Origin of the sequence: Lacticaseibacillus camelliae DSM 22697 = JCM 13995 (assembly GCF_001436615.1) — a bacterium.
Lineage (GTDB): Bacteria > Bacillota > Bacilli > Lactobacillales > Lactobacillaceae > Lacticaseibacillus > Lacticaseibacillus camelliae.
In genome coordinates, this window is the sequence record NZ_AYZJ01000023.1 from 73,825 (window position 1) to 99,352 (window position 25,528).

The 25,528-nt window shown below is 58.7% G+C and carries 22 protein-coding genes and 1 pseudogene; 13 read left to right on the top strand and 10 right to left on the bottom strand.

What is annotated here, in order from left to right:
* Nucleotides 1-77 precede the first annotated feature (77 nt).
* From FC75_RS04525 to FC75_RS04540, 4 genes are all read left to right on the top strand, one after another.
* The gene (locus FC75_RS04525) at nt 78-407 is read left to right on the top strand and encodes a PTS sugar transporter subunit IIB (RefSeq protein ID WP_054661372.1); all 330 of its coding nucleotides are present in this window, start codon (nt 78-80) and stop codon (nt 405-407) included.
* Between the two features lie 58 nt (nt 408-465).
* Nucleotides 466-810 (top strand): PTS lactose/cellobiose transporter subunit IIA, encoded by a 345-nt coding sequence (locus FC75_RS04530; RefSeq protein ID WP_054661375.1) that lies wholly within the window; start codon nt 466-468, stop codon nt 808-810.
* Nucleotides 811-1,153: 343 nt separating this feature from the next.
* Nucleotides 1,154-2,593: a 6-phospho-beta-glucosidase gene (locus tag FC75_RS04535; RefSeq protein ID WP_056989254.1), complete on the top strand. Its 1,440-nt coding sequence runs from the start codon at nt 1,154-1,156 to the stop codon at nt 2,591-2,593.
* Nucleotides 2,594-2,744: 151 nt separating this feature from the next.
* Nucleotides 2,745-3,167, top strand: coding sequence for a DUF1093 domain-containing protein (locus FC75_RS04540; protein ID WP_082397637.1), 423 nt, complete (start codon nt 2,745-2,747; stop codon nt 3,165-3,167).
* Between the two features lie 26 nt (nt 3,168-3,193).
* On the opposite strand, the gene treP is transcribed toward FC75_RS04540, so the two are convergent.
* Together treP and FC75_RS04550 are read right to left on the bottom strand one after the other, a co-directional pair.
* A complete protein-coding gene (gene treP / locus FC75_RS04545) occupies nt 3,194-5,194 on the bottom strand; it encodes a PTS system trehalose-specific EIIBC component (protein ID WP_056989255.1) in 2,001 nt (666 codons plus the stop codon).
* 179 nt (nt 5,195-5,373) lie between these two features.
* A complete protein-coding gene (locus FC75_RS04550) occupies nt 5,374-6,480 on the bottom strand; it encodes an SLC13 family permease (protein WP_056989256.1) in 1,107 nt (368 codons plus the stop codon).
* A 324-nt stretch (nt 6,481-6,804) separates the two neighbouring features.
* On the opposite strand from FC75_RS04550, the gene rlmH reads away from it, so the two are divergent.
* From rlmH to FC75_RS04570, 4 genes are all read left to right on the top strand, one after another.
* Nucleotides 6,805-7,284 carry a 23S rRNA (pseudouridine(1915)-N(3))-methyltransferase RlmH gene (gene rlmH, locus FC75_RS04555; protein WP_056989257.1) on the top strand — a complete coding sequence of 160 codons (480 nt, stop codon included), beginning with the start codon at nt 6,805-6,807 and terminating at the stop codon, nt 7,282-7,284.
* A 148-nt stretch (nt 7,285-7,432) separates the two neighbouring features.
* Entirely contained in the window at nt 7,433-7,846 is a 414-nt protein-coding gene (locus FC75_RS04560; protein ID WP_054661381.1) for a pyridoxamine 5'-phosphate oxidase family protein, read from the top strand.
* A 619-nt stretch (nt 7,847-8,465) separates the two neighbouring features.
* Complete coding sequence (locus tag FC75_RS04565; RefSeq protein WP_054661384.1) at nt 8,466-9,635, top strand: MFS transporter; 1,170 nt, start codon at nt 8,466-8,468, stop codon at nt 9,633-9,635.
* Between the two features lie 16 nt (nt 9,636-9,651).
* Nucleotides 9,652-10,047, top strand: coding sequence for a UPF0158 family protein (locus tag FC75_RS04570; RefSeq protein WP_054661387.1), 396 nt, complete (start codon nt 9,652-9,654; stop codon nt 10,045-10,047).
* Between the two features lie 13 nt (nt 10,048-10,060).
* On the opposite strand, the gene FC75_RS04575 is transcribed toward FC75_RS04570, so the two are convergent.
* Entirely contained in the window at nt 10,061-11,452 is a 1,392-nt protein-coding gene (locus FC75_RS04575) for an MFS transporter (protein WP_056989258.1), read from the bottom strand.
* 251 nt (nt 11,453-11,703) lie between these two features.
* Here FC75_RS04575 and FC75_RS04580 point away from each other — a divergent pair, with 251 nt between their 5' ends.
* Complete coding sequence (locus FC75_RS04580; protein WP_420843308.1) at nt 11,704-12,960, top strand: NRAMP family divalent metal transporter; 1,257 nt, start codon at nt 11,704-11,706, stop codon at nt 12,958-12,960.
* A 96-nt stretch (nt 12,961-13,056) separates the two neighbouring features.
* On the opposite strand, the gene FC75_RS04585 is transcribed toward FC75_RS04580, so the two are convergent.
* From FC75_RS04585 to FC75_RS04595, 3 genes are all read right to left on the bottom strand, one after another.
* Nucleotides 13,057-13,773 (bottom strand): sulfite exporter TauE/SafE family protein, encoded by a 717-nt coding sequence (locus FC75_RS04585; protein WP_054661390.1) that lies wholly within the window; start codon nt 13,771-13,773, stop codon nt 13,057-13,059.
* A 342-nt stretch (nt 13,774-14,115) separates the two neighbouring features.
* Complete coding sequence (locus tag FC75_RS04590; RefSeq protein WP_054661393.1) at nt 14,116-14,751, bottom strand: potassium channel family protein; 636 nt, start codon at nt 14,749-14,751, stop codon at nt 14,116-14,118.
* Nucleotides 14,752-14,770: 19 nt separating this feature from the next.
* Entirely contained in the window at nt 14,771-16,159 is a 1,389-nt protein-coding gene (locus FC75_RS04595) for a TrkH family potassium uptake protein (protein ID WP_054661396.1), read from the bottom strand.
* A gap of 118 nt (nt 16,160-16,277) precedes the next feature.
* On the opposite strand from FC75_RS04595, the gene FC75_RS04600 reads away from it, so the two are divergent.
* Complete coding sequence (locus FC75_RS04600; protein ID WP_056989260.1) at nt 16,278-17,735, top strand: peptide MFS transporter; 1,458 nt, start codon at nt 16,278-16,280, stop codon at nt 17,733-17,735.
* A gap of 158 nt (nt 17,736-17,893) precedes the next feature.
* On the opposite strand, the gene FC75_RS04605 is transcribed toward FC75_RS04600, so the two are convergent.
* Both FC75_RS04605 and FC75_RS04610 read right to left on the bottom strand, forming a co-directional pair.
* Entirely contained in the window at nt 17,894-18,580 is a 687-nt protein-coding gene (locus tag FC75_RS04605) for an NADPH-dependent F420 reductase (protein WP_056989261.1), read from the bottom strand.
* Between the two features lies 1 nt (nt 18,581).
* Complete coding sequence (locus tag FC75_RS04610) at nt 18,582-19,625, bottom strand: LLM class flavin-dependent oxidoreductase (protein ID WP_056989262.1); 1,044 nt, start codon at nt 19,623-19,625, stop codon at nt 18,582-18,584.
* A 153-nt stretch (nt 19,626-19,778) separates the two neighbouring features.
* Between FC75_RS04610 and FC75_RS04615 the strand changes: the two genes are divergently transcribed.
* The 3 genes and pseudogenes from FC75_RS04615 to FC75_RS04625 all read left to right on the top strand — a co-directional run bounded on the left by FC75_RS04615 (nt 19,779) and on the right by FC75_RS04625 (nt 23,799).
* Nucleotides 19,779-20,504 (top strand): alpha/beta hydrolase, encoded by a 726-nt coding sequence (locus FC75_RS04615; protein ID WP_056989263.1) that lies wholly within the window; start codon nt 19,779-19,781, stop codon nt 20,502-20,504.
* A 149-nt stretch (nt 20,505-20,653) separates the two neighbouring features.
* Nucleotides 20,654-22,622 (top strand): annotated as a pseudogene (locus tag FC75_RS04620) (GTP-binding protein).
* Between the two features lie 25 nt (nt 22,623-22,647).
* Nucleotides 22,648-23,799 carry a DUF2075 domain-containing protein gene (locus tag FC75_RS04625; protein ID WP_054665871.1) on the top strand — a complete coding sequence of 384 codons (1,152 nt, stop codon included), beginning with the start codon at nt 22,648-22,650 and terminating at the stop codon, nt 23,797-23,799.
* Nucleotides 23,800-23,944: 145 nt separating this feature from the next.
* Here the strand turns inward: FC75_RS04625 and FC75_RS12405 are convergent, their stop codons facing one another.
* Together FC75_RS12405 and FC75_RS04635 are read right to left on the bottom strand one after the other, a co-directional pair.
* A complete protein-coding gene (locus FC75_RS12405) occupies nt 23,945-24,532 on the bottom strand; it encodes a YdeI/OmpD-associated family protein (protein WP_202813281.1) in 588 nt (195 codons plus the stop codon).
* The gene (locus tag FC75_RS04635) at nt 24,525-25,400 is read right to left on the bottom strand and encodes an AAA family ATPase (RefSeq protein WP_054665868.1); all 876 of its coding nucleotides are present in this window, start codon (nt 25,398-25,400) and stop codon (nt 24,525-24,527) included. The genes FC75_RS12405 and FC75_RS04635 overlap by 8 nt, the downstream gene beginning before the upstream one ends.
* Between the last annotated feature and the right edge of the window lie 128 nt (nt 25,401-25,528).

The window sequence follows — 25,528 nt, forward strand, 5'->3', positions numbered from 1 at the left end:
ATTATAGCATTGTAGCAATGAAAGCGGTTAAACTTCTAGCCGCAAAATTTGTACTCACACAAAGGGGAGTTTTAATTATGGCTGACAAGAAAACTATTATGTTGGTATGCTCTGCTGGTATGTCCACCAGCTTGCTGGTTTCGAAGATGCAGAAGGCCGCAACGGCTGAAGGTGTTGAAGCGGACATTTTTGCAACCGCTGCCTCTGACGCTGATAACGCACTGGAGACGAAACACCCAGACATTTTAATGCTCGGGCCTCAGGTTCGTTACCTGCTCAGCCAGTTCCAAAACAAAGTTGACGGCAAGCTGCCCGTTGAAGTCATCAACATGCAGGACTACGGCATGATGAACGGCGAAAAGGTGCTTAAAGAAGCGCTGTCCTCAATCGAAAAAGCTGGCAAGTAGTCTACGGGAAACCGCAACCGCTTTCTGAGCTTAGAGATACTGATGATTGGAGAAGACAATGGCTGAAGAAGAACAAGATCAAAACATGGATGCAATCATGGGTCTCATTTTGAACGGCGGGAATGCGAAGAGTTCCGCTTTCGAGGCGATCCAGGCAGCCAAGAAGGGCGATTTTGAAACCGCCGACGCAAAGCTTAAAGAAGCTGACGGTTTCTTGGTTGATGCGCACAACTCACAGACCAAGATGTTGACTGCCGAAGCTAACGGCGAGCACGCCACGGTCACACTGCTGATGGTCCACTCACAGGACCACTTGATGACCAGCATTACGTTCCGTGATCTTGCGGGTGAGATCGTTGACCTTTACAAGCGCCTTGATGGTAAAAAAGTCGAGGACAACTAATCTTCGCATTGCACGGTGAAGGCTGGAACAGCGATGTTCCGGCTTTTTTTAGAAGGTGCGCAGGGTTCGCGAACTGAGCGGGATGGGTAGCCTAGCTCAGGGCATTGAAGCCGTACTTTGGCTTCGAGGCCCTGAGCGTAGCTGCTGCCGCATGTCAGCTTGTACGCGCAAAGCGCTACAAGCTGATCAAACCACTCCCGCGTTGCGAACTCGTAGCCCAGTTAGAAGGTGCGCAGGCTTGGCGGTCTTAGCCCGGAGATTAGCCGCCAGAGCCCAGTTAGAAGCCGGACGCACTTCGCACTCATGCGCCCAATTATAGATAAACGTGAGGAGTTTCAGACCAATGACAAAAGGATACAAAATGCCAGAAGACTTTCTCTGGGGCGGCGCGATTGCTGCGCACCAGGCTGAAGGCGGCTGGCAGGAAGGCGGCAAGGGTGTCAGCATTGCCGACACCATGCGCGCCGGGGAAAACGGCGTGGCTCGCATTGAGGATGACCAGGTCTTAGACGGCCAGGTCTACCCGAACCACTGGGGCGTCGAGTTCTACTCGCACTACAAAGAAGACATCAAGCTGTTTGCCGAAATGGGGATGACGGCGTTTCGGACGTCCATCGCCTGGACGCGGATCTATCCGAACGGCGACGAGGACGTGCCCAACGAGGCCGGCCTGAAGTTTTACGATGACCTGTTTGCGGAGCTGCACAAGTATAACATCGAGCCGATCGTGACCCTGTCGCACTTTGAGATGCCGCTGCACTTGGTCAAGGCGTATGGCGGGTTTGGCAGCCGCAAGGTCGTCGACTGCTTCACCAAGTTTGCCGAGACCTGCTTCCGGCGCTACCACAACCAGGTGAAGTACTGGATGACCTTCAACGAGATCAACAACCAGACGTCCTGGCGCGACCCGCACCCGCTACTGCAAAACTCCGGTCTGATTCTAGGCAAGGGCGACAACTGGGAAGAAAAAATGTTTCAGGCGGCGCACCTCGAGTTTGTCGCCGCGGCCCAGGCCGTGCAAATCGGCCATGCGATCGACCCGACGCTGCAAATCGGCGACATGATCGCCTTCAACCCGATTTACCCGTTGACCGCCCGGCCGGAAGATGTGATGTACTGCCAGCGCGCGATGAATTACCGTTACTACTTCGGTGACGTCATGGCGCTGGGCGAGTACCCGGCTTGGCTCAAGAAGTACTGGGCGAAGAAAGGCTACGACATTGGTATCACGCCGGCAGACGAGGCCATCATCAAGGCCGGCACCGCGGACTTTGTGGGCTTTTCCTACTACAACTCCGCCGTGGTCAAGTACAGCGACGATAATCCGGATATGGACTTTGACGAATTTAAAAATGACACCAAGAATCCTTACGTGCCGCGTTCTGACTGGGGCTGGCAGATTGACCCGGTTGGGCTTCGTTACAGCCTGAACTGGATGACGGCGCGCTGGCACAAGCCGATGATGATCGTTGAAAACGGCTTTGGCGCCTTCGATAAGGTCGAAGCCGACGGCAGCATTCACGACGATTACCGCATCAAGTACCTGGCCGACCACTTGCTGCAGGCGGAAAAGGCGGTCGCCGAAGACGGCGTCGACTTGCTCGGCTACTGCCCGTGGAGTGCCATCGACATCGTTTCGGCGTCCACCGGCGAAATGAAGAAGCGTTACGGCTTCATTTACGTCGATGCCGATGATCAGGGGCATGGCAGCTGGAAACGCAGCCGCAAAGACTCCTTCAACTGGTATAAAAAAGTCATCGCCAGTCGCGGCGAAGACCTTTAGGCAGTCAAAATGACGCTCGGTTTCGCATTCGTGCGGAACCGGGCGCTTTTTGCTGAAAAAATCATTCCTAGGCCCATCCGCATCTCGACCTCAAGTCCCATGAGTTAGAGTGCTTCACCCTGTAAACTATTGGGTGAAAGGGGCGAGTGGGATGAAACGGGCATGCTGCAATGTGGGGGCACTGATGATCATTATGGCGGTGATTTTGTTTGGCGCGCCGCTATTCACCCGTGATCAGCCCACAGAGGCGGCCGGCATGTTGGACCGGTATAATCCTGTCCTGCCACAAGAAACCGTGTACGTGGCCACTGGCGGCTGCTCAGTGGAATGGGTTGCTAATGCGCATGGTGGCCGCGATTATCGCTACCGCCTGCCGAGCTACTCCCGGGACGGCCGTGAACGCAAGCTGCTGCTGCAAGTAACAGATAAACCGCTGGCCCCGCATGCCTATCTAGCAGTGCGCAGCAAGGGGCAGACGGTCTTGTCGTGGCGCCGCGTGAAAGCCAGCCAGATCCCGGTGGCCGCCCGCCACCGGTTAGTCTCAGGCGCACAGAAAAACCCGGATCGTCAGTGATCCGGGTTTTTGGTGTCCAGCGCTTGCTACAACGCCGGTTCCGCTTTGGGACGCGGCGTCGTTTCCGGCAGGGCGGCGGTTTGTGCTTCAGCCACCGGATCGCCGCTTTCGTGCGGGCCGGAGGTCAACAGTCTGAATTCAGCGAGTTGGTCTGAGTTGGTGATCACCACGATCACCTCTGGGGAATAGCCAGCGGCCTTGACCGCCTCAATGTCCATGAAGGCTAAGCGCGTGCCGGGTTGGACCGCGTCGCCTGGCTGCACGTGCACCGTGAACGGTGCCCCTTTTAAGGCCACCGTGTCGAGTCCCATGTGGACCAGGACTTCAAGGCCGTTTGGCATCTGGATCCCGATGGCGTGTTTGGTGTCGAAGACTGCGGTCACGGTGCCGACCACAGGGGAGCTGATGCGCCCTTCCGTCGGGTCAACGGCGAACCCTTCGCCCATCATGTTCTGGGCAAAAACCTGGTCCGGGACGGCGGTCAGTGGGAGCACGTTGCCTGTTGCAGGGGCGTATAGCCGGTCAAACTCAGGGCTTTCAATGGTTGTAGCCAGCGGCTGTGGGGCAGGGGCGTCATTTTCGTCAATGATCTCGCCTGTTGCTTCGTCCACGGCCTCGATCTTGTTCAGCGCCGGCACTTTGCGTAAAACAAAGGTGAGAATGAACGGAATGGCAACGGCGATGACCATGCCGATGGCAAAAATCCCGATGTACTGACCCACGATGGAGAGAATCCCAGGCAAGCCGCCAACGCCGATCGAGTAGGCGCGAACGCCCATGATGGTGACGAACATGCCGGCGATGCCGGAGCCAATGATCGCCGCGATGAACGGGTAAACGTACTTCAGGTTGATCCCGAACATCGCCGGTTCCGTCACGCCAAGGTAGGCCGAAATCGTCGCCGGCACTGAAATGCCTTCCTCCTGCTTGTTGCCCCGGTGCGCGATCGCCACCGCCAGGGTCGCCGAGCCTTGCGCAATGTTAGACAGGGCGATCATCGGCCAAAGATTGGTCGACCCATAGGTGGAAATGAGCTGCGCGTCGATCGCCAGCGTGGTGTGATGCAGCCCTGTAATCACGACCGGTGCGTACAGCAGCCCGAAGGCCAGGCCGAACAGCCAGCTGAAGCTGCTGGTCAAGCCGGCGTTCACGATGTTTGACAGCCCGTCGCCGACCCACCAGCCGAAGGGGCCAAGGACGACGTGCGCGATCAGGATCGTTGGCAGCAGTGAGAACAGCGGCACGAAAATCATCGAGACGGCTTGCGGGATGTGCTTGCGGAAGAAGCGTTCCAGGTACACCAGCATGAACCCGGCCAGCATGGCGGGGATGACTTGGGCCTGATAGCCGATCATGTTGACCTGGGCAAAGCCGAAGTCCCAGAACGGAATGTCAGCGGCTGCCGTGCTGTTCACCGCGTAGGCGTTAAGCAGCTGCGGGGACACCAGCGTGATCCCCAGCACGATCCCGAGGATCTGCGTGGTGCCCATTTTACGGGTGATCGACCAGGTGATGCCGACCGGAAGAAAGTGGAAAATGGCTTCGCCGGGCAGCCACAGAAAGGCGTTGACCCCACTCCAGAACTGCGATTGTTCAACGATGGTCGAGCCGCCGAATTGCACCCCTTCCAGGATGTTTCGGAAGCCGAGGATCAACCCACCGACAATGATGGCGGGCAGTAGCGGCGTAAAAATCTCGGCCAGCGTGGCTACCGCGCGCTGCACCACGTTCTGGTGTGTTTTGGCGGCGGCCTTCGTGTCTTCCTTGCTGGCGCCGGTCAGGCCGGAGACTTGGACGAAATCATTGTAGAATTCCGGGACCTCGTTGCCGATGATGACCTGGAATTGTCCAGCGTTCGTGAACATGCCGCGCACGGCCCCAATTTTTTCGATGGCCGGCTTATCCGCCAAGGCGTCGTCTTTGAGGACGAACCGCATGCGTGTGGCACAGTGCATGAATGATGCCACATTCTTGGCACCGCCCAGCGCTGTGAGGAGTTGCTTGGCATCGGACTCATATTTTCCCATAATGTCCTCCTTGCGAATTAAAATAATAGCTTCGGTTAACTTTAGCTTATCTAACTCGGCATTCTTACCGCAACTAATAAGCTGCTGTCAGGGAAAAATACAATAGTTCGCGCCATTCCTCTTAAAAAACAGGACAAAAAAGTCGCGGTGAGCCGCGACGAAGTAAAGCACATTTTCATTTAGTAAACAAAATCGAGGATCAGCCAGCCCATGCCGGCTAGGACGATCAGCCCAATCACGTTGAAGGCGAGAAAGCCGATCAGGAACTTGCCGGCATGGTGATTGCCCCAAGTGGCGTATTCCTTATACACCAGCAGGTTGCACATTGAGCCGACCACGGAGCCCAGGCCCCCGATGTTGGACCCCAGGAAGAGCGCCGCAGCGTAGTGGGTAAATTTCCCGATCAGCACGGTCGACGGCACGTTAGAAATTAGCTGGCTGGTGAGGATCGAAGTCAGGAAGACGGAGTGCGGCGAGCTGACCAGCCCAGAGATCAGGTTGACCACCCACGGCAACTGCTGCAAGACGGACACAATGACGAAGAAGCCGGCGAAGGTCAGGACAATTGCGTAGTCGACTTTTTTCATAATCGTCTTGTTGTAAAGCACCGCCAGCAGGATCGCCGCAACGGCGCCAATATAAGACGGGATAAACTTGAGCACCCCGGCAAAAATGAACAGTGCCACGATTGCGGTGATCACTGTCGGCCGCGTTTGGATGTGGATATCCTGGAAGCCGACGGCGGGCAGAGGGATTTTTTTGACGAACAGGGTGAAACCCAGCAGGAGAATGATCGACGCAATCAGCAGTGGGATCGACCAGCTGAAGAATTCGCCGATCCCAATCGTGTAGTGACTCATCAGGAAAATGTTGTGCGTGTTGCCAAACGGGGTGAAGGCACTCCCAAAGTTGGCCGCCATCCCGATCAGTGTGACTGGTAGGATCTCAGGCAGCTTGTATTTTTTGGCGATTTCAAGGTACAGCGGAATGAGGGTGATCACCGTGACGTCGTTGGTCAAGAACATGGCGGCGACGATGGCGAGCCCCAAAAACATCAGTAGCAGCTGGCGTGAATCAGCGGCCAAACTGGTCAGACGGTAGGCAAAATAATCAAGGACATGCAGGTACTCGAAGATTTGGATGACGGTCATCATCCCGAGGATCGACCAGAGAGTATCGAAGCTGATATCGGCAAGCTTCGGCCTGGCCGCGAACAAGCTCAGCACTACTAGGAACGCGGTGATCTGCAGCACCCGGTCCTTTGCAATGTTTTTGATTACAGTCATAAGTTTACACGCTCCAAAAGTGACTCAACTCTTCTATTTTGCGCTTATTTTGCGGACCGTATAACGGGGACCGTGTAAAACTCGTGTAAAGACCGAAGATTGAAAAAACTGCATGTGAAGGGAAAAAACGTGTAAGAAACGGCAACAAAAAGCCGAAATGTGGGCATTTCAATTTTTCATAGCAACAAGACATGCCATGAACAATGTCATGGGTGGTGTGTAAAAAACACCAAATAAATCGTTACATTGTCCTTGAGTAATGAACACTGCGGCCATTTTGACGGGCGGTGGTTTCGGGTATACTTGCTTTGAGGGGTGACGCGTATGAACATCAAAGTGATTGGAGTCGGCAAGCTCAAAGAGAAGTACTTTAAGGACGGGATTGCCGAATACCGCAAGCGACTGGACAAGTTTGCGAAGGTGCAGATTGTTGAAGTCGCCGATGAAAAAGCCCCGGAGTCGCTATCCGAGGCGGAGATGGCGCATGTCAAAGAGGTTGAGGGCGAGCGGATCCTCGCCAAAATCAAGGACAAGGAGTGGGTCATCGCCTTGGCAATCGAAGGCAAGCAGCGCGCCAGTGAGGTGTTCGCCAAGGAGCTTGAGGACCTCGGCACATACGGCCACTCCGATATCACGTTTGTCATCGGGGGTTCTTTGGGGCTGTCGCCGGCCGTGATGAAGCGCGCCGATGACACGCTGAGCTTCGGCAAGCTGACCATGCCGCACCAGTTGATGCGGCTGGTGCTTATGGAGCAGATCTACCGGGCGTTCATGATTCAGATCGGGAGCCCGTACCATAAGTGATTTGGTCTCTAGCAGCCCCAAGATGCTCGATTAGTGAATGTGACACGGCGGCCGCGACGCTTGTATTCTCCGACGTAACCGCTTACCATTTATATAGACGAACGAATGAAGCTCGCCCGAAAATGTAACTGATATTGGAGGGATTTTTTTGGCTAATACAGAAGATCTAGAGAGAATCTTTAACGCGTCATCACAAATTGCGGTTGCGACGTTGACGGAAGACGGCACCGCGCCGGATGTCCGCATCGTCCTCGGCGTTTACGATAAAGCCAACAACCAGGAGCTGTTCATGACGGCCGCCAACGCGGAAAAGGTTGCAGAAATCAGCAAACACAGTCAGGCATCGTTTGCGACGCCGCAGTTTGGCAGCAATGATGTGGCCCGCGTCCGCAAGGCGACGGTCGAGAAAATCGACCCAACCCCTGAGCAGCTGGCCTTGTACAACGCGAAGTACCCGCAAACTGCGAAGTACGCCGCGCACTCTGACTTCTTCGCCCTGAGTTTTAAGCAGGCGGAAGTCACGATCGGCGGGGAAAACTCGACGGTTGAGGTTGATGACTAAGGACGCCAGATACGCGCATTCGTCATCAAGCAGGCGGGTTGCTTGAGATAGAGGATGCTTCTGCGATTTTCTTTCTCTCGTGAGTTTCGCCCATGTTATTCTCTGAGTATCGAAAAGGCGGCACGCCATTCAGCACGTCGCCCTGCAGACCGCTAAAGACGGTTGGCATTTAGTTTGAATAGTCGAAGACCGCTAAACCTCCTGCCAGAAATTTAGCGGTCTTTTTCTTGCCGCCGATTGTTTGGGTGATGACGATGGTCAGGTGGATAAAGACAAGATGAAACTCGAAGTACTAAACATAAGCGTTATCGCATCAGCAACGGACAATCAGGCACTTCCTTCCCATCGGTGAGTGATTCATGTGCATCCGTACACCTCACTGTGGTCTGGATTTACCAACCGTTTTCAACTTTCTGCTCGCCCGGTTTAGCATGCCCGGAAGACCGATATCATGGGGATGCGATGATGGTTTCAGGTGAAACAAATGGTAAAGCCCGTGGGGATAAGGGGCTTTTCGTCCCACCATCATGACACCAGTGACGAAGTAGTCACACTGAAACCGTTGACACTGCTTGCCACTCCGCTAGAATTACCAGTATTGACGCATACGGAGGGGCATATGTTTTCTTTACTGTTGGGGATCATTTATTTAGCGTTTATTAGCCTGGGCCTGCCTGATTCCTTAATTGGGGCCGGGTGGCCGGCGATGCACACGCAACTGGGCGTGCCAACCAGTTACGTCGGGATCATCACCATGCTGATTTCGGCAGACACGATTATTTCCAGCTTGATGTCGGACCGCCTGACGCGACGGTTTGGGGCGGGCAAGGTCACGGCGGCCAGTGTGGCGACGACTGCGCTTGCACTGTTTGGCTTTTCGCTGTCGCCCAGTTTCATTTGGCTTTGCGTCTGGGCGGTGCCGTACGGGCTCGGAGCCGGCGCCGTGGATGCGGCGCTGAACAACTATGTCGCACTGCACTACAAGGGCCGCCAGATGAACTGGCTTCACTGCTTCTGGGGTGTGGGCGCGGCCATCAGCCCGAACGTGATGAGCTACGCCCTGACCCACCAGCTGGGGTGGCAGTCCGGGTATCGCATCATCGGCATCATCCAGGTGGTGCTGACCTTTATCTTGATCGCGAGTCTCCCGCTGTGGGCCAAACCGCAAACCGCGGCAAGTGAAAAGGGAGCCAGCGCACCGTTGAAGATTGGCCAGTTGTTGCAACTGCCCGGCGTCAAGCAGGTCCTCGTCGCCTTTTTCGCCTACTGCTCCCTGGAGGCCACTGCCGGCATCTGGGCCGCCAGTTACCTGGTTCAGGCCCGTGGGGTCGCCGTGACGACGGCCGCGCGGTTTGCCGCGCTGTTTTACATTGGCATCACGGTGGGCCGCTTTCTGTCGGGTATCATCGCCGATCAGCTGGGTGACCGCCGGATGCTGGGGCTCGGCACGGGGATCATGCTCGTGGGGGTCCTGCTGATTCTGTTGCCACTGCCGGTTATCTCCGCGCTGGTTGGTCTCGTGGTGTTCGGCGTGGGGTGTGCGCCCATTTACCCGACGATTATTCACGAAACGCCGCACTCCTTTGGCGCGGACCACTCACAGGCGGTGATCGGGCTGCAAATGGCGTCGGCGTATGTCGGTTCGACCTTTGCGCCGCCGCTGTTTGGCTTGCTGGCCGGCGCGGTGTCCATCGGGTTGTATCCCGTGTATATTCTGGCCTTCACGGTGTTGATGGCCGGGGTGCTGATCTGGCAGACCTGGCTGATGCGTGCGCGGGCTGACAATTAGCAAAGAAGGCGATTTGATGCCGATCAAATTAGGTGCGGTCAGTGAGGCCATCGAGATGACTGATGATGAGTTAGAGTTTCTTTACGACCGCAAGACGGAAACCATCATCCGGGTGCCCGATGACGACGAAGCAGAGGCCCCTTTTGAAGCGGACGAAGCGCGTTATGTCACGCTGCCGACGCAGTACGAAAGGGATGATTACCAGTTGATGACCCGGTTTACCGACGAGGTCGCCACTGCTCTGCAGCGGCCGCAACTCGAACAAACCCTGCATGGTCATGGGGTGTTTCGGCGGTTTCGGCGCGCACTCGAGGCGTTGGGGCTGGTAGATCAATGGTACGAGTTTCAGGGCACTGCTTATCAGCAGCTGGCTAAGCGGTGGTGCCAGGCGAATCACATTGAGTATGTATGACCGGCCGGACTGATCAAAGTCCGGTCTTTTTCTTTTTGGCCACCCACAGTCCGGTACCCAGAATGGCAACGGCGACCCCAAACAGGAGCCAAAAGTCTATTTGGCTGCCGTTAACGGTGGCCGCGATGGTGCTCGAGTGCAGCGTCTTGGCGGCAATTACCGCAGACATCAGGCTCGTGCCTAGCGAGCCGGCAAATTGCTGCATCATACTGAACATGGAGTTTTGATCCGCTTTTTGCGGGCCTGCGACTTGCAGACTGGCGTCGGACACGGCGGTGCCAAAGCCGCTGTTGAATCCGACTCGCAAGACCATGTAAAGCGCGGCAATCACGCCGATGGTGAAGTGGTGAGTCAGCGTGGCAAACAGCAGCATCGCCAGCGCAGCGAGGCTGGCACTGGTTAAGAGTGGCATCGTGGCGCCGCGGCGGTCGTAGATTTTACCGGCAAGCGGCGCCACGATGGCCCCAACTAAAGCGCCTGGCAGCAGCATCAAGCCTGCGCTCATCGGCGATGCGTGCAGGACGTCTTGAGCAAACAGGGGCAGGACGAACGACAGGCCAATATTGATCAGCTGGAGGCCGAAGTACTGAAGCAGGCGCTGCCGCAACACACCATTTTTCAAAATACTGTAATCAAACAGGTGGCGCTGACCGCGGCGGGCGTACCAAGTCATGCTGGCGACCAACAACATCGCGACAAACATGCTCATGCCAAAATTGGCGCTGATCCAGCCGTGAGTGCCGGCTAGGTTGAGCGTCCAGACCAGGCTGGTGAACGTGATCCCCAGCAGCGCGAGGCCCCCAAAATCAAACTGCTGACCCTGAGTGCCCAGCGCCGCGCCGTGCAGGCCATACGCGCCGAGCAGGGTGGCAGCGACCAGCACTGGCAGGATGCCAATAAAAATGGCACGCCAGGACCACAGGCTGGTCAAGATTCCCCCATACGTGGGACCAAGCGCCGGCGCCAGCGAGACGATGACACTGGCCAGTCCGGTCCAAAGCCCGATTTGCTTGAAGGGGATGCGGGTGAAGACGAGCTGAAACATGAGTGGGGTGGCGATCCCGGTCGCAACGGCCTGAAGCATGCGGCCCGCCAGCAGCAGTGCAAAGTTAGGCGCGACCATGGCCGTGATCGTGCCAGCAAGGCTCATCAGGTCGGCAAAGAAGAATAGGCGGCGAAAGGTGAACCGCTTGAGGACAAAGGCCGTGCTGCTCATCACGATGGTCACGAGCAGCAGGTAGGCCGTGGTCAGCCACTGCACTGTCGCTAGGCTGACGTGCATGGTACGCATCAGGGTGGGGAACGTGACGGTCATTGACGTTTCCACCAGAATACCGATGAATGACAACAGGCCAGCGGCCAGAATCGAGACCTTTGTTTTAACGGGAACTGTGTTTGATTGCATAAAAAATACCACCTTCGTTGGAATGACTGCAGGAACGGTTATTCCATCTATTGGTAGTAGACGATCGCAATAAACGCTGCGGAGACTTAAATTCACTTCAGTGTAGCGCAATTGGCGCGGTTTTGTAAGCAAAAAAGGGGTACCCGGGGGCCGCCGCAATTGTTGATGTTTGCTCCAAATGACCGGTGGTCTCGTAGTACAATGAGCCTATGTTTTGACTCGCGGCATTGGCCGCCAGGAGCGGAGTGGCAATTATCGAAAGAAATGAGAAATCATCAAAAACGGCTAGACGTGGTCGGGGGTGGCTCGCCGTCTGGGGCCCTGGCCTGCTGGTCATGCTGGCCGATACGGACGCGGGGTGCCTCATCACGGCCGCCCAATCCGGGGCGCAGTGGGGCTACACCATGGTGTTGCCGCAGCTGGTCCTGATCCCGGTCTTGTTCATGGCGCAGGAAATGACCGTGCGGCTGGGGATTGTCACCCAGGAAGGCCACGGCACGCTGATCCGCCAGTATTTTGGCCGCGGCTGGGCGTGGCTCGCGGCTGCGACGTTAGGAATTTCTGCCGTCGGGGCGCTGTTGACCGAGTTCATCGGCATCGCTGGCGTTGGCGAGTTGTTTGGTGTGTCTAAGTGGATCACGATTCCGATCGCGACGGCGTTTCTGGTCGGGATCGCCTTTTTAGGTGAGTATCGCCGGGTGGAAAAAATCGGCGTCATTGTCGGCCTGGCTGAGTTTGCATTTGTCATCGCCATGGTCATGGCGAAACCGCAGCTCGGTGATCTGATGCGCGGCCTGGTCACGGTGCCTTGGCAGAGCAGCAGTTACATTTACCTCGTGGCGGCCAACGTCGGTGCGGTCATCATGCCATGGATGCTGTTTTACCAGCAAGGTGCAGTAGTGGACAAGCATCTGACCCCGGCGGACATTCCCCAAGAGCGCCGCGACACTGCGGTTGGAACGCTGATTACGCAGGCGATTATGATTGTGTTCATCGTGACGTTCGCGGCAACCGTAGGCAAGCACGGCGGCAGCGGTGCGTTTGCGACGGTGGGACAAATGGCCGGCGCACTAGCGCCTTACTTGGGTCGGCTGCCGGCCTACCTACTGATTGGGACCAGCCTGCTGGGCGGGTCGCTGGTCGCCGCCCTGGTGGTCGCCTTAGCCGGCACCTGGGGGCTGACCGAAGTGCTTGGCTGGCCGCACAGTTTGAACGAGCCGTTCAACCGCAAAAGCGCGGGCTTTTACCTGATTTACATCGGGGCGCATGTGATCGGTGCCGTGCTGGTGCTCGCGAACATTCAGCTGGTGGATCTGGCAGTCACCGTCGAGGTGATCAACGCGCTGCTCGTGCCGATTGTTCTGGGGTTCCTGCTGCTGCTCGAAGCCAAGGCGCTGCCGGATAAATACCGGATGCACGGCTGGTACCGGGTGATCGCCACGACACTGTGCCTGCTGGTGATGGCCTTTGGGCTGTACATGGTCGGGCCGATGACGCATCTGTGGTAGTGTTTTGAGGCACCAGACGGTAAAAACCGCATCAACCGAGCACGCCCCTATACTGAAGGACGGAGCTGGTTGGTGCGCTTTTTCGTTGCAACGGAGTCAGAAGAACAGGTAATACAGCCCGCTGAGGCCGATGAAGCCGTAAATCAGCGGCTTGATCTGGGCCAGGCTCCACTTAGCTGACAAGCGAGAGGCGACCAGCGTGCCCAGGGTGGCCGCGATGATGCCACCGATGATGTAGGGGATGGCCGAGGCCGTGATGATGCCGGAAGCCACGCGCACGCTGGTGATGTAAACCGTGTCCATCAGGAAGAACCCCTGCAGGTTGCCCATGTAGGTCGGCACCGAGGTCGACAGCGAGAGAAAATACAGCGCCATCAGCGGCCCGCCAATGCCGAACAACCCGTTGAAAAAGCCTGAGATCACCATGAAGCCAACCGCAATGTACCAGGGGTAGCGCCGGTCACCTGCGTTTTTGGCGAGAATGAAGTACAGCGCAAGCGCGACCAGCAGCACGCCCAGCATCAGCCGCAGCACATGGGTGTCCAGCAGCTTACCGAGATGGACCGACCAAGTGGCCACAGTGGCGTAGAACAGGAACGGACCGATCACCTGCTTGAAGTGAAAATCTTTTCGGTAGCGCCATGCCAAGCTGGCGGTGCAGCTCAGCATGATCACGCCGCCCAGTCCTGCTGCCTCGGCGATGGGCAAAATTGCCGGGAAGAAAATCATCATGATGATCACCGAGCCAAAGCCGGTAATGCCTTGCACGAGCGCCGCGAAAAACGCGGGGATGAGAATGAGCAGCCAATCCACGCCAAAGCCTCCTAACCCAATTACGTCCAGTGTGGGCAACCGGCGCGGCGGTGTCAATAGGGTGGCGGGCCTGGCGTGTTCACGTTCTGCTTGCAACTGTTTGTCATCGTGGTACAGTAAAAATATCTTTAAAACCAAAGCGAGGTAAACGACATGACATATGACTTGAAGCTGAGCGAAGCCGATTTGCAAATGATCGAGGACTGCCACTCAAAGAACCCGTCCATCGTCAAGGCGTGCGAAGAAGCGCGCAAGGCAGCCAAGTAACACCTGCCCGGTCAAAATAATTTTCAAAAGTAGCGGCCCCACACCGGCGATTTTCGCCAGGCGTGGGGCCGTTTGCTATTTGGTGTTCACCGTTAGGAGCACATCGTCTGCCGCTAAAATGGTGCTAGGCGCCACCGGAATCTGAGGGCGGCCAGCGCGGATCAGGGCCAGGATCTCGAGACCGGCGGTGCGGCGGATATCCGCCTGGGCCAGGGTCTTGCCCACCCACTGGGGGTCAGGCCGGCGCTCGGTGATGTTGACGCCGGGGATTTGATCAAATACATCGAGAATATTGGCGTTGACCAGCGTGTGAGCGATTTTGGCCCCCATTTCCACTTCCGGGAGCACGACCTGGTCGGCCCCAATCCGGGTCAAGATCTTGGCCTGACGTGCGTCCAGCGCCTTGACCACAACGCGCCGGCAGCCGCGTTCCTTGGCCATCATGGTGGCCATGACGCTTGCCTCGAACTGCTCGCCCATGGCAAACACGGCGACGTCGAAGTGTTCAATGGCGACGCGTTGAAGAAAGCCGTCGTCGCTGGCATCCCCGACGACGGCCTGATCGACCTGGTCGGCAACCGCCTCAACGCGGGCCGGCTTGCGGTCGGCCGCGAGGATCTCGACGTCGTTTTCCGCCAGGTGGGCGACAATGCTGGTACCAAAGCGGCCGAGGCCGAAGATGGCGAACGTGCGAGCTTGGACGGTTTTCATTGCGGGCTCCTTTCTGCAATCAGCCGACGAAAAGGGTGGCAGCAGGGTAGTCGGCGGGGTGGGTCGCGCCGGATTGACGGGCGTTCAGGGCAATCGCAAGCGTCAGCGGTGACAGCCGGCCGATGAACATGCAGGCGGCGATGGTGAGTTTGCCAGCTGTCGACAGGTACGGCGTGAGGCCGGTGGTGAGCCCGACTGTGCCCGTGGCGCTGGTCGCCTCAAAAATCAGGTCGAGCAGCTGCGGCCGGAAGACGCTGTTTGCTTCCGTGAAATGGAGGACCAAAACGGCGCTGGCAATCACGGCGAACAGCGCGAAGAACACGGCTAGGGCCCGTTGCAGCAGTGCTAGCGGGATTCGGCGGCCAAAAATCACGATTCCGGCGTGGCCGCGCAGCCCCGAGACCACCGCGGCAACCAGCAGGGCCAGCGTGATGGTTTTGACCCCACCGGCCGTGCCTGCCGGCGAGCCGCCGATGAACATCAGCCCGCAGGCGATCAGCTTGCTTAACGGGGTGAGCTGGCCTTGGTCGAAGGTCGCAAAGCCGGCCGTGCGCAGGGTCACGGCCTCAAATGCCGCCGTCAGCCATTTGGTCGGGGTGGTCAGGCGACCCAGCGAACCGCATTGGTGCCACTCCAGCAGCGCGAAAAGCAAGGTCCCGGTCGCTGTCAGGAGCACGCTGGTCAGGCAAACCAGCTTGGCGTTGACGCTGAGATGATGCACGCGCCGGCGCAGGGGACGACTGTCGTTTTTCACCATGCGTTTGAGTTCGTACAGGACGGGAAAACCCAGCCCGCCCAGCGTGATCAGGGCCATCACGGTCAGACTGATGAGCCAGCTGTCCTGAAAATCGGCAAGGGAGTTTTGGCCGATAACGTCAAACCCAGCGTTGCAAAAAGCGGAGACGGCGTGGAACACGCCGTACCACAGCGCTTCACCCACTGTGTAACCGCGATTTGCCGTCAGCAAGCCGACGGTGAGAAGGACCGCGCCGCCGCTTTCAATCACAACCGTGTAGCGTAGGACCTGGCGGACCAGCTTGCTCATGCCCCCCAGTGAGTCCTGATTGAACAGGGTCTGGATGGCCAAACGCTGGCGCAGGCCGATGCGCCGGCGGAAGAGCAGAAGGCTGCCGGTGACGACAGTGATGAAGCCGATGCCACCCAGCTGAATCAGGCCAAGGATCACGAGTTGGCCGAACAGGGTCCACTGCTGCATGGTGTTGACCACCACGAGCCCGGTCACGCAGCTGGCGCTGGTGGCGGTGAACAGTGCCGTGAGCCAGCCGCTTGACTGGCCGCTTTGGCTGGCCCAAGGCAGCGCTAATAGCGCCGTGCCAAGGGCGATCATCGCAGCAAAACTGACCAGGATCGCCTGCGGGGCGGAGAGGTGCCAGTGCCGTTTGCGCATTGTGGGCTCCTTTCTAAAGCGGTTACTTTCACTTTAGCAAAGTGGCCCTGGAAAAGCATTGCCGGCGTCTTGGCTTGTGCTATATTGGAACGTAACTGGGCATAAAGAGGGGCGGATCGTGGCAAAACAAAACGGGGTCATTTCTCAGCAGCCACCGGCGTTCAAGCTGATGGCGCTGGGGTCATTAGGCACAGGCTTTGCGACTTACGCCGTGAGTGCGATCATGATTCTTTACCTTTACGAGCCGCTGCATCTCGGCGGCTTGGGGTTGGACCGCATCACCGCCACGCAGATCATGGCGGTGTTCTCATCACTGGGGTACGTGGCGGGGATCGCCGGCAGTTACGCGGCCGACCGGCTGGTGGGCTTGCGCAAGCCCTACCTGTACGGCACACTGCTGAAAATTTTCGCGATCGCGCTGCTGGCCGTTCCGCACGGCGGTCGGTTGCTGTTTTTTGCCAGCTTGGTCCTACAAGTCGTCGCCTCTGGCGTGACCGGGCAGAGCCTGAACGCCCTGGTCGGCCTGATCTACCGGCAGCGAGGGACGATGCGCAATACCGCCTTCACGCTGCTTTACATCATTTCCAACATCGGGGCGGCCGGGCCCATCGTGACCGGCGCGGTGGCGGTGCGCTTTGGGTACAACGCCGGCTTTTTGGTGGCAGTGTTTGTCTTGGCGTTAACGACGGCGCCGTACGTTGTGTTAAATCGCCGCTACTTGGGCGACTTGGGGGTGACGGTTCCAGATCCGCTGCTGCCGACTGAGCGCCGGCGGTTGGCCTTGCGTGTCCTTGGCGGCGCAGTCATTGTGGCTGCGGTCATCGGTGGGGCGCTTTGGGCCGGTTGGCTGACCGCGGGCCGCTTCAGCAGTGCCGTGGGGATTCTGGGCATCGTGCTGCCCGTTTGGTACATGGTGGCGATTGTCCGCAGCCCCAAGGTCACTAAGCAAGAGGCGCGGCACGTGAAAACCTACAGCCTGTTTCTAATTGGCAACAGCATCACCATGCTGGTATACGGCCAGGCCACGGGGATCCTTTCGCTGTACACGCTGGATCAGGTCAACCTGAACGTGTGGGGGTGGCACCTGTCGGCTGCGAGCTTCCAAACCATTCCCGCGGTGCTGGCGGTGCTGTTCGGCAGCGTGATCAGCGGGTTGTGGACTCGCCTCGGCCGCCGGCAGCCCAATGCCAGCCTCAAATTTGGTATTGGCATGCTGTTTTGGGGGGCTGGACCCCTGTTCATGATCCTGCCGCTGCGCCTTTTCCCAGCGAATGTGAAAGTGTCGCCGCTGTGGATCGTGATGTTCTACGTCCTGATCATTGCGGGCGAGACGCTGACTTCGCCGATCGGCACGGCACTGGCCAGTGAGGTCGCGCCCGCCGCGTATGTGACGCAAATGATGACGGTGTTTACGCTGTCGCAGGCGGCCGGCTCCGGACTGTCGGCGATTGCCGCCAACTTTTACACGCCGGGGCACGAGGTGGTCTACTTTTTGGTCATCGGGGCCATCGCGGTCTGGTGGGGAATTGTGATGCTGATCGCTAATCGGCGCATCGCCCGGGCCATCGTCAAGTGACCAGCCACTTTGGCCAACTGAATAAAAGCCTTGCCGAAACTCAAACAGTCACCGGGCCTCACTCATCTAGTGAAGTCTGGTGACTGTTTGGTCCTGAGGTTCACGTGCTGCTGCAGGGACGGGAAAGCCCCCACCGAATACCGGCGGGGGCGACGGGTTTAACTGATTTGGCCGCCGCGCTTGGCGATGATCTCCTTGCCGAACGGACTGGTGTAGATGGTTTTGAGTTTCGCGGTGAACTGGTCCCGCGGAATGGCCTCGCCAAATAGTGGACTGCCGGGTTCCAGTAGCAGGCCGAATCTTAAGGGGCCGAGGTCGAAGGGGTCAAAGCCGAACGCCGTCAGCACCTGTTTGACCAGTGGGCGAATGTCGTCGTGGTCGGTGGCAAAGGCCATTGCGCGGGGCACGTCTGGATGCCGGTCGACTTCAATCTCCAAGTCGTGGTAACCCATATGGTTGAAGGCCTTGGCGACCTTGGCGGTGCTCAGCCAGTCCTGGACCACTTCGGAGCTGGAGTGGGTGAAGTCGGAAATGGTGTTATGCGTCCCGTCGACTTCCTTCCAGTAGTTGGTGGCGTCGAGGACGACCTTACCGGCAAAATCCGCCGGGTTCAGGTCCTGGTAGTGGCTCAGCGGGATGGCCAATATGATGACATCGGCTTTTTTCACCACATCCGCTGAGGTGGCGCTGATTGCGCCAGGCGCCAGCGTGTCGATGACCCATTTGAGGTCGGACACCGCATGGGTGCTCCCAATCATGATGGGCAGGTCCCGACTAGTGCCGATGCGCGCCAGCGTGGAGCCGAGCTTGCCGGCACCAAGAATGCCAATGATGGGTTTCGCCATGTTACTCGCCTCCCAGCAGTTCCTTGACGCGGGGGATGACCCGCTCGCCAAAGTTGCGAATGGTGGCCTCGCGCTGGCTGAGCAGCTGGCCGCCGGTGCCGTAGACCAGGTCGAAGCGCTTCATGTTCAGCGCCTTCATGTTGCGGGCAATTTTTTGTGCAACGTGCTCCGGCGTCCCGACGTAATAGGAGCCCTTGTCGATCTCAAACTCGAAGCGGTCGCGAGTCATCGGTGCCCAGCCGCGGTCAATGCCGATGCGGTCCATTTCCGCCTTGATGTACTTGAAGCCGACTTCCACCGCTTCTGCCTCATCGTCGAGGATGATGCCATGGGCGTGCATGCCAAGCGGGCGTTCAGGCTTTTTGAACTGCGCGGCGGCCTTTTTGTACAGGTCCACGTAAGGGCGGAAGCGAACCGGCTCGCCGCCGATAATGGCGATGACGACCGGAATGTCGTACGCCACGGCGCGAATGATCGACTCCGGTGAGCCGCCAACGGCCAGCGAGGTCGAAATGGTCTCACCGCTCGGGAGCTTCGGGTAAACCGTGGTGTCGGTCAGCTTTTGGGTGTACTTACCGGTCCAGTTCATCGGCTTGCCTTCCAGCAGCTTTTGCCACATCGCGATTTTTTCCTCGAACAGGCCGTTGTAGTCTTCCAAATTGAAGCCGAACAGCGGAAAGGACTCCGTGAACGAGCCGCGGCCCAGCATGATCTCCTCGCGGCCGTGGCTAAGTCCGTGCAGCGTGGAAAAGCGTTCAAAGACGCGCACCGGGTCGTCAGAGGACAGTACAGTCACCGCCGTGCCCAGTTTGATGTTTTTGGTCACTGCGGCCATGGCGCCAAGGACGACCTCGGGACTGGAAATGGCGAACTCCGGGCGGTGGTGCTCGCCCAGCGCAATGCGGTAGATACCTAGGTCGTCGGCCAGCTTAGCCTCTTTGATCACCTGGCGCAGCGTTTCGTCGCCGTTGAGTGGGGTGCCGTCATCCTGAAAGGCCAGGTCGCCGAACGTGTCGAGTCCGAATTCATACTTTGTCTCAGTCATTTTTACGCCTCCGTGTGCTTACTTTTTGTAAGTTTAATGGTATCGTACCTGCTGGTGATTCAAAATGCAAGCGTTGGGCCGGACTTTTTTGGCTGTGCGCCGCAAAGCGTATAATGAACCGCAGCAAGCGTTAGTAGGGGGAGGCTGTTTCACGTGAAACGACGGGCAAAAATTTGGCTGGGCATTCTGATTGGGTTTGTCGCGCTGCTTGGCGTCGGCTGGGGCGTTCTTGAGGCGAACATGTACCAGCCGAGCCCGGCGGCCCAGCGCGCGAGTCAAAGTGCCGTCAGGACGGACTACGGGCTGGCGTTCAAGGCCAAACAGCCTCAGGGTGCCAGCGTCATTTTCTATCCCGGCGCCTTGGTCGCGCCGGCCAGCTACAGCATTTGGGCCAAGAACCTAGCGGCATCGGGGACGTCGGTGTACATCGTGCGCTTTCCGCTGAACCTGGCGGTGCTCAGCGGAAACAAGGCCGACCGGGTGCTGAAAGCAACCGGTGGCCCGGTCGTCATCGGCGGGCACTCGCTGGGCGGGGTCATGGCGGCGCGCTACGCCAAGACGCATGCCAGCAGCCGCCTCGCCGGCGTGTTTTTCCTGGCCAGCTACGCGGATGAAAAGGGTCGGCTTGCTAAGCGGGGCCTGCCGGTGCTTTCGGTCACTGCCAGTCACGATGGTGTGCTGAATTGGTCGGCGTACCGCAAGGCCAAAGCCAATTTACCCCAAGCCACGCGGTACGTGGAGCTGGCCGGCAATCACGCGGGGTTTGGCAGCTACGGCGTGCAGCACGGTGACGGCAAGAGCCCGGTGACGAATCAGGCGCAGCAGCGCGCCGTTGCGCAGACACTGCGCCAGTGGCTGAAAACCCAGGTCAACCGCTAAAAACGCCTGTCAGGTCAATCGGCTCAGGCGTGGCGCCGGCAGGCAGCGGCAGAGCGTAGAGTTCCAGCACGTAATCTCGTCTGAGCATCAGCGGATCGCCTTTCCGTGCGCTAAAATAAAAATACGCAGTTCAATTCGGAGGCAGCCTAATGAAAAAAATTACTGCCGGCATCATCGCCCATGTGGATGCCGGGAAAACGACGCTGTCAGAAGCGCTTCTATACAAAACCGGCGCGCTGCGCCAACTCGGCCGTGTCGACAACGGGGACGCCTTTTTGGACTCCGACGCGCTGGAAAAAGCACGTGGGATCACCATTTTTTTCGCACGAGGCGGTCCTTCGCTACCAGGACCTGGAGCTAACGCTGCTGGACACCCCGGGCCACGTGGATTTTGCCAGTGCCACTGAGCAGGTGCTGTCTGTGCTCGATTACGCGGTGCTGGTGGTTTCCGCGACCGACGGCATTCCCGGCTACACGCGGACCTTGTGGCGGCTTTTGGCGCGCTACCAGGTGCCGGCGTTTATTTTTGTAAACAAAATGGACGTGCCCGGCGCGGACCAGGCCCAGGTGCTGGACCAGCTGCAAGGGGCGTTCGGCGACGGGTGCATCGCGTTTGCCGACCTGAACGAGGAAAAGCTTGAGGCCATCGCCCTGCAGGACGACGCGACGCTGGACGAGTTTTCGACCACGGGGCAGCTGGCGGCCGTCACGATTCAGAAGCTGATTGCCGCGCGCAAGGTCACGCCGGTGTACTTTGGCTCCGGGCTGAAACTGCAGGGCATTGATGACCTGCTTGCCGGGCTTGAGCGGTGGACTCAGCCGCTGCAGCCGACCCCGAAATTCGGCGCGCGCGTGTTCAAGATTTCCTACGATGACAAGGACGAGCGCCTGACCTGGATGCGCGTCACCGGCGGCAGTCTGAAACCCAAGCAGGTGCTGCTCGGCGGTCAAAAGGCCAACCAGCTGCGGCTGTACAACGGGGAAAAATTCACTGTGGCCCAGGAAGTGAGCGCTGGCCAAGTCTGCGCGATTCCAGGGCTCAAGGACACGCACCCCGGCCTTGGCATCGGGGCGGAGCCGGACGCCAAGCGGGCGGTGATGCAGCCGGTCATGACCTACAAGCTGGACCCACAAGGCGAAGATCCGCGCGCCTGCCTGACGGCGCTGCGCCGGCTCGAGGACGAGGATCCGGCGCTCAAGGTGAGCTGGTCGGAGCGGCTGCAGGAGCTGCGCGTGTCGATCATGGGCAAGGTGCAGCTGGAGATCTTGACGCAGCTGCTCGCTCAGCGCTTTGACCTGCACGTCGCGTTTGGCACTGGCAGCATTTTGTACCAGGAGACGATCACCCAGGCCGTCGAAGGCGTCGGGCACTTTGAGCCGCTGCGCCACTACGCCGAGGTGCACTTGCTACTGCAGCCGGCACCACGCGGCAGCGGCATGACCTACGCCAGCGACCTGCCAGTCGAGGCGTTAAGCAGAAATTGGCAGCACTTGGTCCTGGCGAATCTGCAGGCCAAGCAGCACATTGGCGTGCTCACCGGCTCACCTTTGACCGACGTGAAAATCACGCTGGTCGCTGGCCGTGGCAGCAATGTTCACACTGTCGGCGGCGATTTTCGCGAGGCCACCTGGCGCGCCGTGCGCCAAGGGCTGATGGAACTGAAGCAAACTGGTGGCGACCTGCTGCTCGAGCCGTGGTACAGCTTCCGACTGGTGGTCGCTCAAGACCAGGTGGGCCGCGCCATGGCTGACGTCGACCGCATGGCCGGCACGGTGGATCCGCCGACGGTCCCGGACCGCAACGGCAGCGTGACGCTGACTGGCTTTGCCCCAGTGGCTGAGATGCAGGACTACGGGCAAACCGTCAGCACTTACACCCATGGCCAGGGCCAGCTGGAGCTGCTGGTTTCGGGCTACCGGCCGTGTCACAACGCCGAAGAAGTCATCAAAACGATTGGCTACACGGAAATCGGCGACACCGCCAACCTGCCGGGCTCGGTATTTTGCGCGCACGGCGCCGGGTACCCGGTGGCGTGGCAGGACGTGCCGGCCGCCGCGCATGTGCCTTACCGGTACACGCCGGCGGCACTGGCCGCCATGACGGGAAAGAAGGACTAGTTTGACCCTTGCAGATTCAACGTTCATGTTGCCGGAAGCGGCACAATTGACCGCCAGTCAGCGGCAAATCCAGCGCCAGGTGCTGGCGTTCATCACCGCGCACCGACGCGATGGCAAGGCAGCCGTGTTTGCCCTGGAAGGCGACGCCGGCACGGGCAAAAGCGCGCTGCTCAGCGCGGTGTTCAGTGCCGTGCAAAAGCAGGCCCGAAGCACTGGAGGCGCGCTTGCCGGCACCACCAACCGCTTGCTGGTCAACCACAATGAAATGCTGAAAATCTACTGGGAGGTGGCCAGTCAGGCCCAGTGGCTGCGCAAGGCTGATTTTCAAAAACCGACGCCGTTTATCAACGCCAGGCGCAAGGCGGACATTGTGTTCATCGACGAGGCCCAGCTGCTGCTCAGCCAGCCTGATCCGTTCAATCGGTTCCGACAAAACAACCAGCTCACCGAGATTTTAAAGCTGGCCCACGTGGTCGTGCTGGTCTTGGACTTGCACCAGGTCACCAAGTTGAAAAGCTTGTGGACCTCGGCGATGATCAAACACACGTTGGCCGGCCATGTTGTCGAACGCGCCACGATGACGGGGCAGTTGCGCATGCAGTCCCCGGCCGCCGCGGCGTGGGTCGATGCGTTTGCCTCCGGGCAGCTGCTGCCGCTGCCGCATCCGGTCAACTACCAGCTGCGCGTGTTTGAGGACGGGGTGCCCTTGTACGACTGGATCAAACAGATGGATCGTCAGCACGGCCTGGCACGGGTGCTGGCAACGGCGGATTTTCCGTTTCGCGTGTACACGAAGGAGCCTTGGTACGTGCAGGCCGGTAAGCTGCGGCTGCCGTGGGACCGGGTCAACTTCACCGACCGCCCCTGGGCCAGCCAGCCGCAAACGCTTAATGAGGTCGGCTCGATTTACACGATTCAGGGCTTTGACCTCAATTACGCCGGCGTGATCCTGGGCCCCAGCGTGGACTACGACGCCAAAACGGACCGGATCACGATCGACCCGGCCCGCTTCGAGGACCAAACGGCGTTTCGGCGGCGGCCCGATGGGACAGATTCTGCGGCCGACCGCACGGCGATTATTTTTGATGTGATCAACATTCTGCTCAAGCGCGGGCGCATGGGGCTGGGCCTCTACGCTGTGAATCAGGCGCTGCGGCAGCGCCTGCTGGCATTATAAGAGGCTGAGACACAAAGCGGTTTTAGCCCAAAACGCAGGCGTCCCTGCATCACGATTCGCACTTCGAATCGCGATGCAGGGGCGTTTGCGTGTCTGGGCGTTGCTTTGTGGAACGCGACTAGGGAAATTATGTCTCAGCCTGTGGTCATTCCCGCGGCTTGCGGGGATGCCAGGCCATTTTCATGTAGACGTTGCCGGCCTTGAGTTCGGCCAGCATCTGGGCCTGGCGTTTGGCGCGAGTCGCGGGGCGCTTGGCTTGAGCGATCCAGTTGAGGTAGTCGGTGCGTTGGTAAGGCGGCCGGGCGGCGAACGCATTGCTAAGACCGGCTTGCGCCAGTGCTTGGGCGATTGCTTCAGGGACAGGCGCAGGTGGCCGGCGTTTTGGCGCGGCGGGGGCGGCCCCGTTCAGGCGCAAAGTTACCAGTTCGGTGATTAATTCTTTAGGCAGCGGCTGATCGAAGGCGAACCGGATCGCGCCCTTGGAGTGTGGATACGCCGCAATTTTGGCTGGATTGATGGCCGTCAGCGGCCCGCTGGTCGGGTACAGTGCGATGTCGTGGGCATTGGCGCCGAAGTATACCAGGTCTCGGCCGGCCTCGTAAAAGGTGGGCTTGGCGTAACTGATTTTCTCCTGGGCGGTTGGCAGCAGTTTTTTAAGCAGCTGGTACATGGCTCGCAGCTGCGGCTGGGCCGCCGGGGCGGCATGGTCAATGTAGTCGGTAATGTCAGTCATGAGGCGACTCCTTTTTAAATTCGGCGGCGTGGGCGGTGAAGAATTGCGCGTAGGTCTGCACCTCCGGCAGCTCCTGCCAGCGCGCCGAGGCGACCGGCACCTTGTCCAGGTCGTAGATCTTGGTGTGCGGCAGCGCCAGCAGGAACGGCGAGTGGGTCGCGATCACGAACTGATTGCCGAAAAAGCGGGCGCGGTCCGTCAGGTAGGCGGCCAGTTTCTGCTGGTTGGCCGGCGACAGCGAGTTCTCCGGTTCGTCCAGCAGGTAGAGCCGCTGGTCCTGCAGCTTGTCCTGGAAAAACTGCAGCGCGCTTTCGCCGTTGGAAAATTCGCGGGCGTTTTTGGCCAGATTGTCGCGTACGTAACGGGATTGGGTCTTGCTGCGGGTTTCCAGGATCTTTTTTAATTCGTCATAGTCGCTGAGGTCATGGTAGTGAAAACTGGCGAACTTGTTGTCCAGGTAGTCGTCGAACATGTCGTCGCGGCGCCGGTCGATCTGCTGGTTCAGCGCGCGGGTGTTCAACATGGCGTCGAACACCTCGTCGGAGGAGATAATTGCCGACCCATCCGGGATAGGGGCGGCGAGTTCAAAATTGCACAACGTCAAGTAATCGGCCTCGAAACTGGAGCGGTTGTAAAGCGTGCCCCGCGCCAGGCCCAGTTTTTCGGCGATCACGTTCAGCAGGGTCGATTTGCCCGAGCCGTTATCGCCGTAGAAGATCGTGATCGGCTCAAACGTCAGGGTCGGCACCTGTTTTTGCGGGAAAATCTGAAACGGGTAGTAGGTCGAGTACGCCCGCGATTTTTGCTTGATGAAAAAGTCCCACTCCGCGTCCTCATCGGGCAGGGTGAATGTGCTGAGAAAAGTCATGGGCGCACCTCCTTTGGGGCAATTGTACCCAGTCAAGGGCCGGCATGACAATAAAAAACAGCGGCGCATCAATGTGAAGTGCCCTACAATTGTTAGACAAAGTGTCTAATGATTGTGGGGCTTTTTTT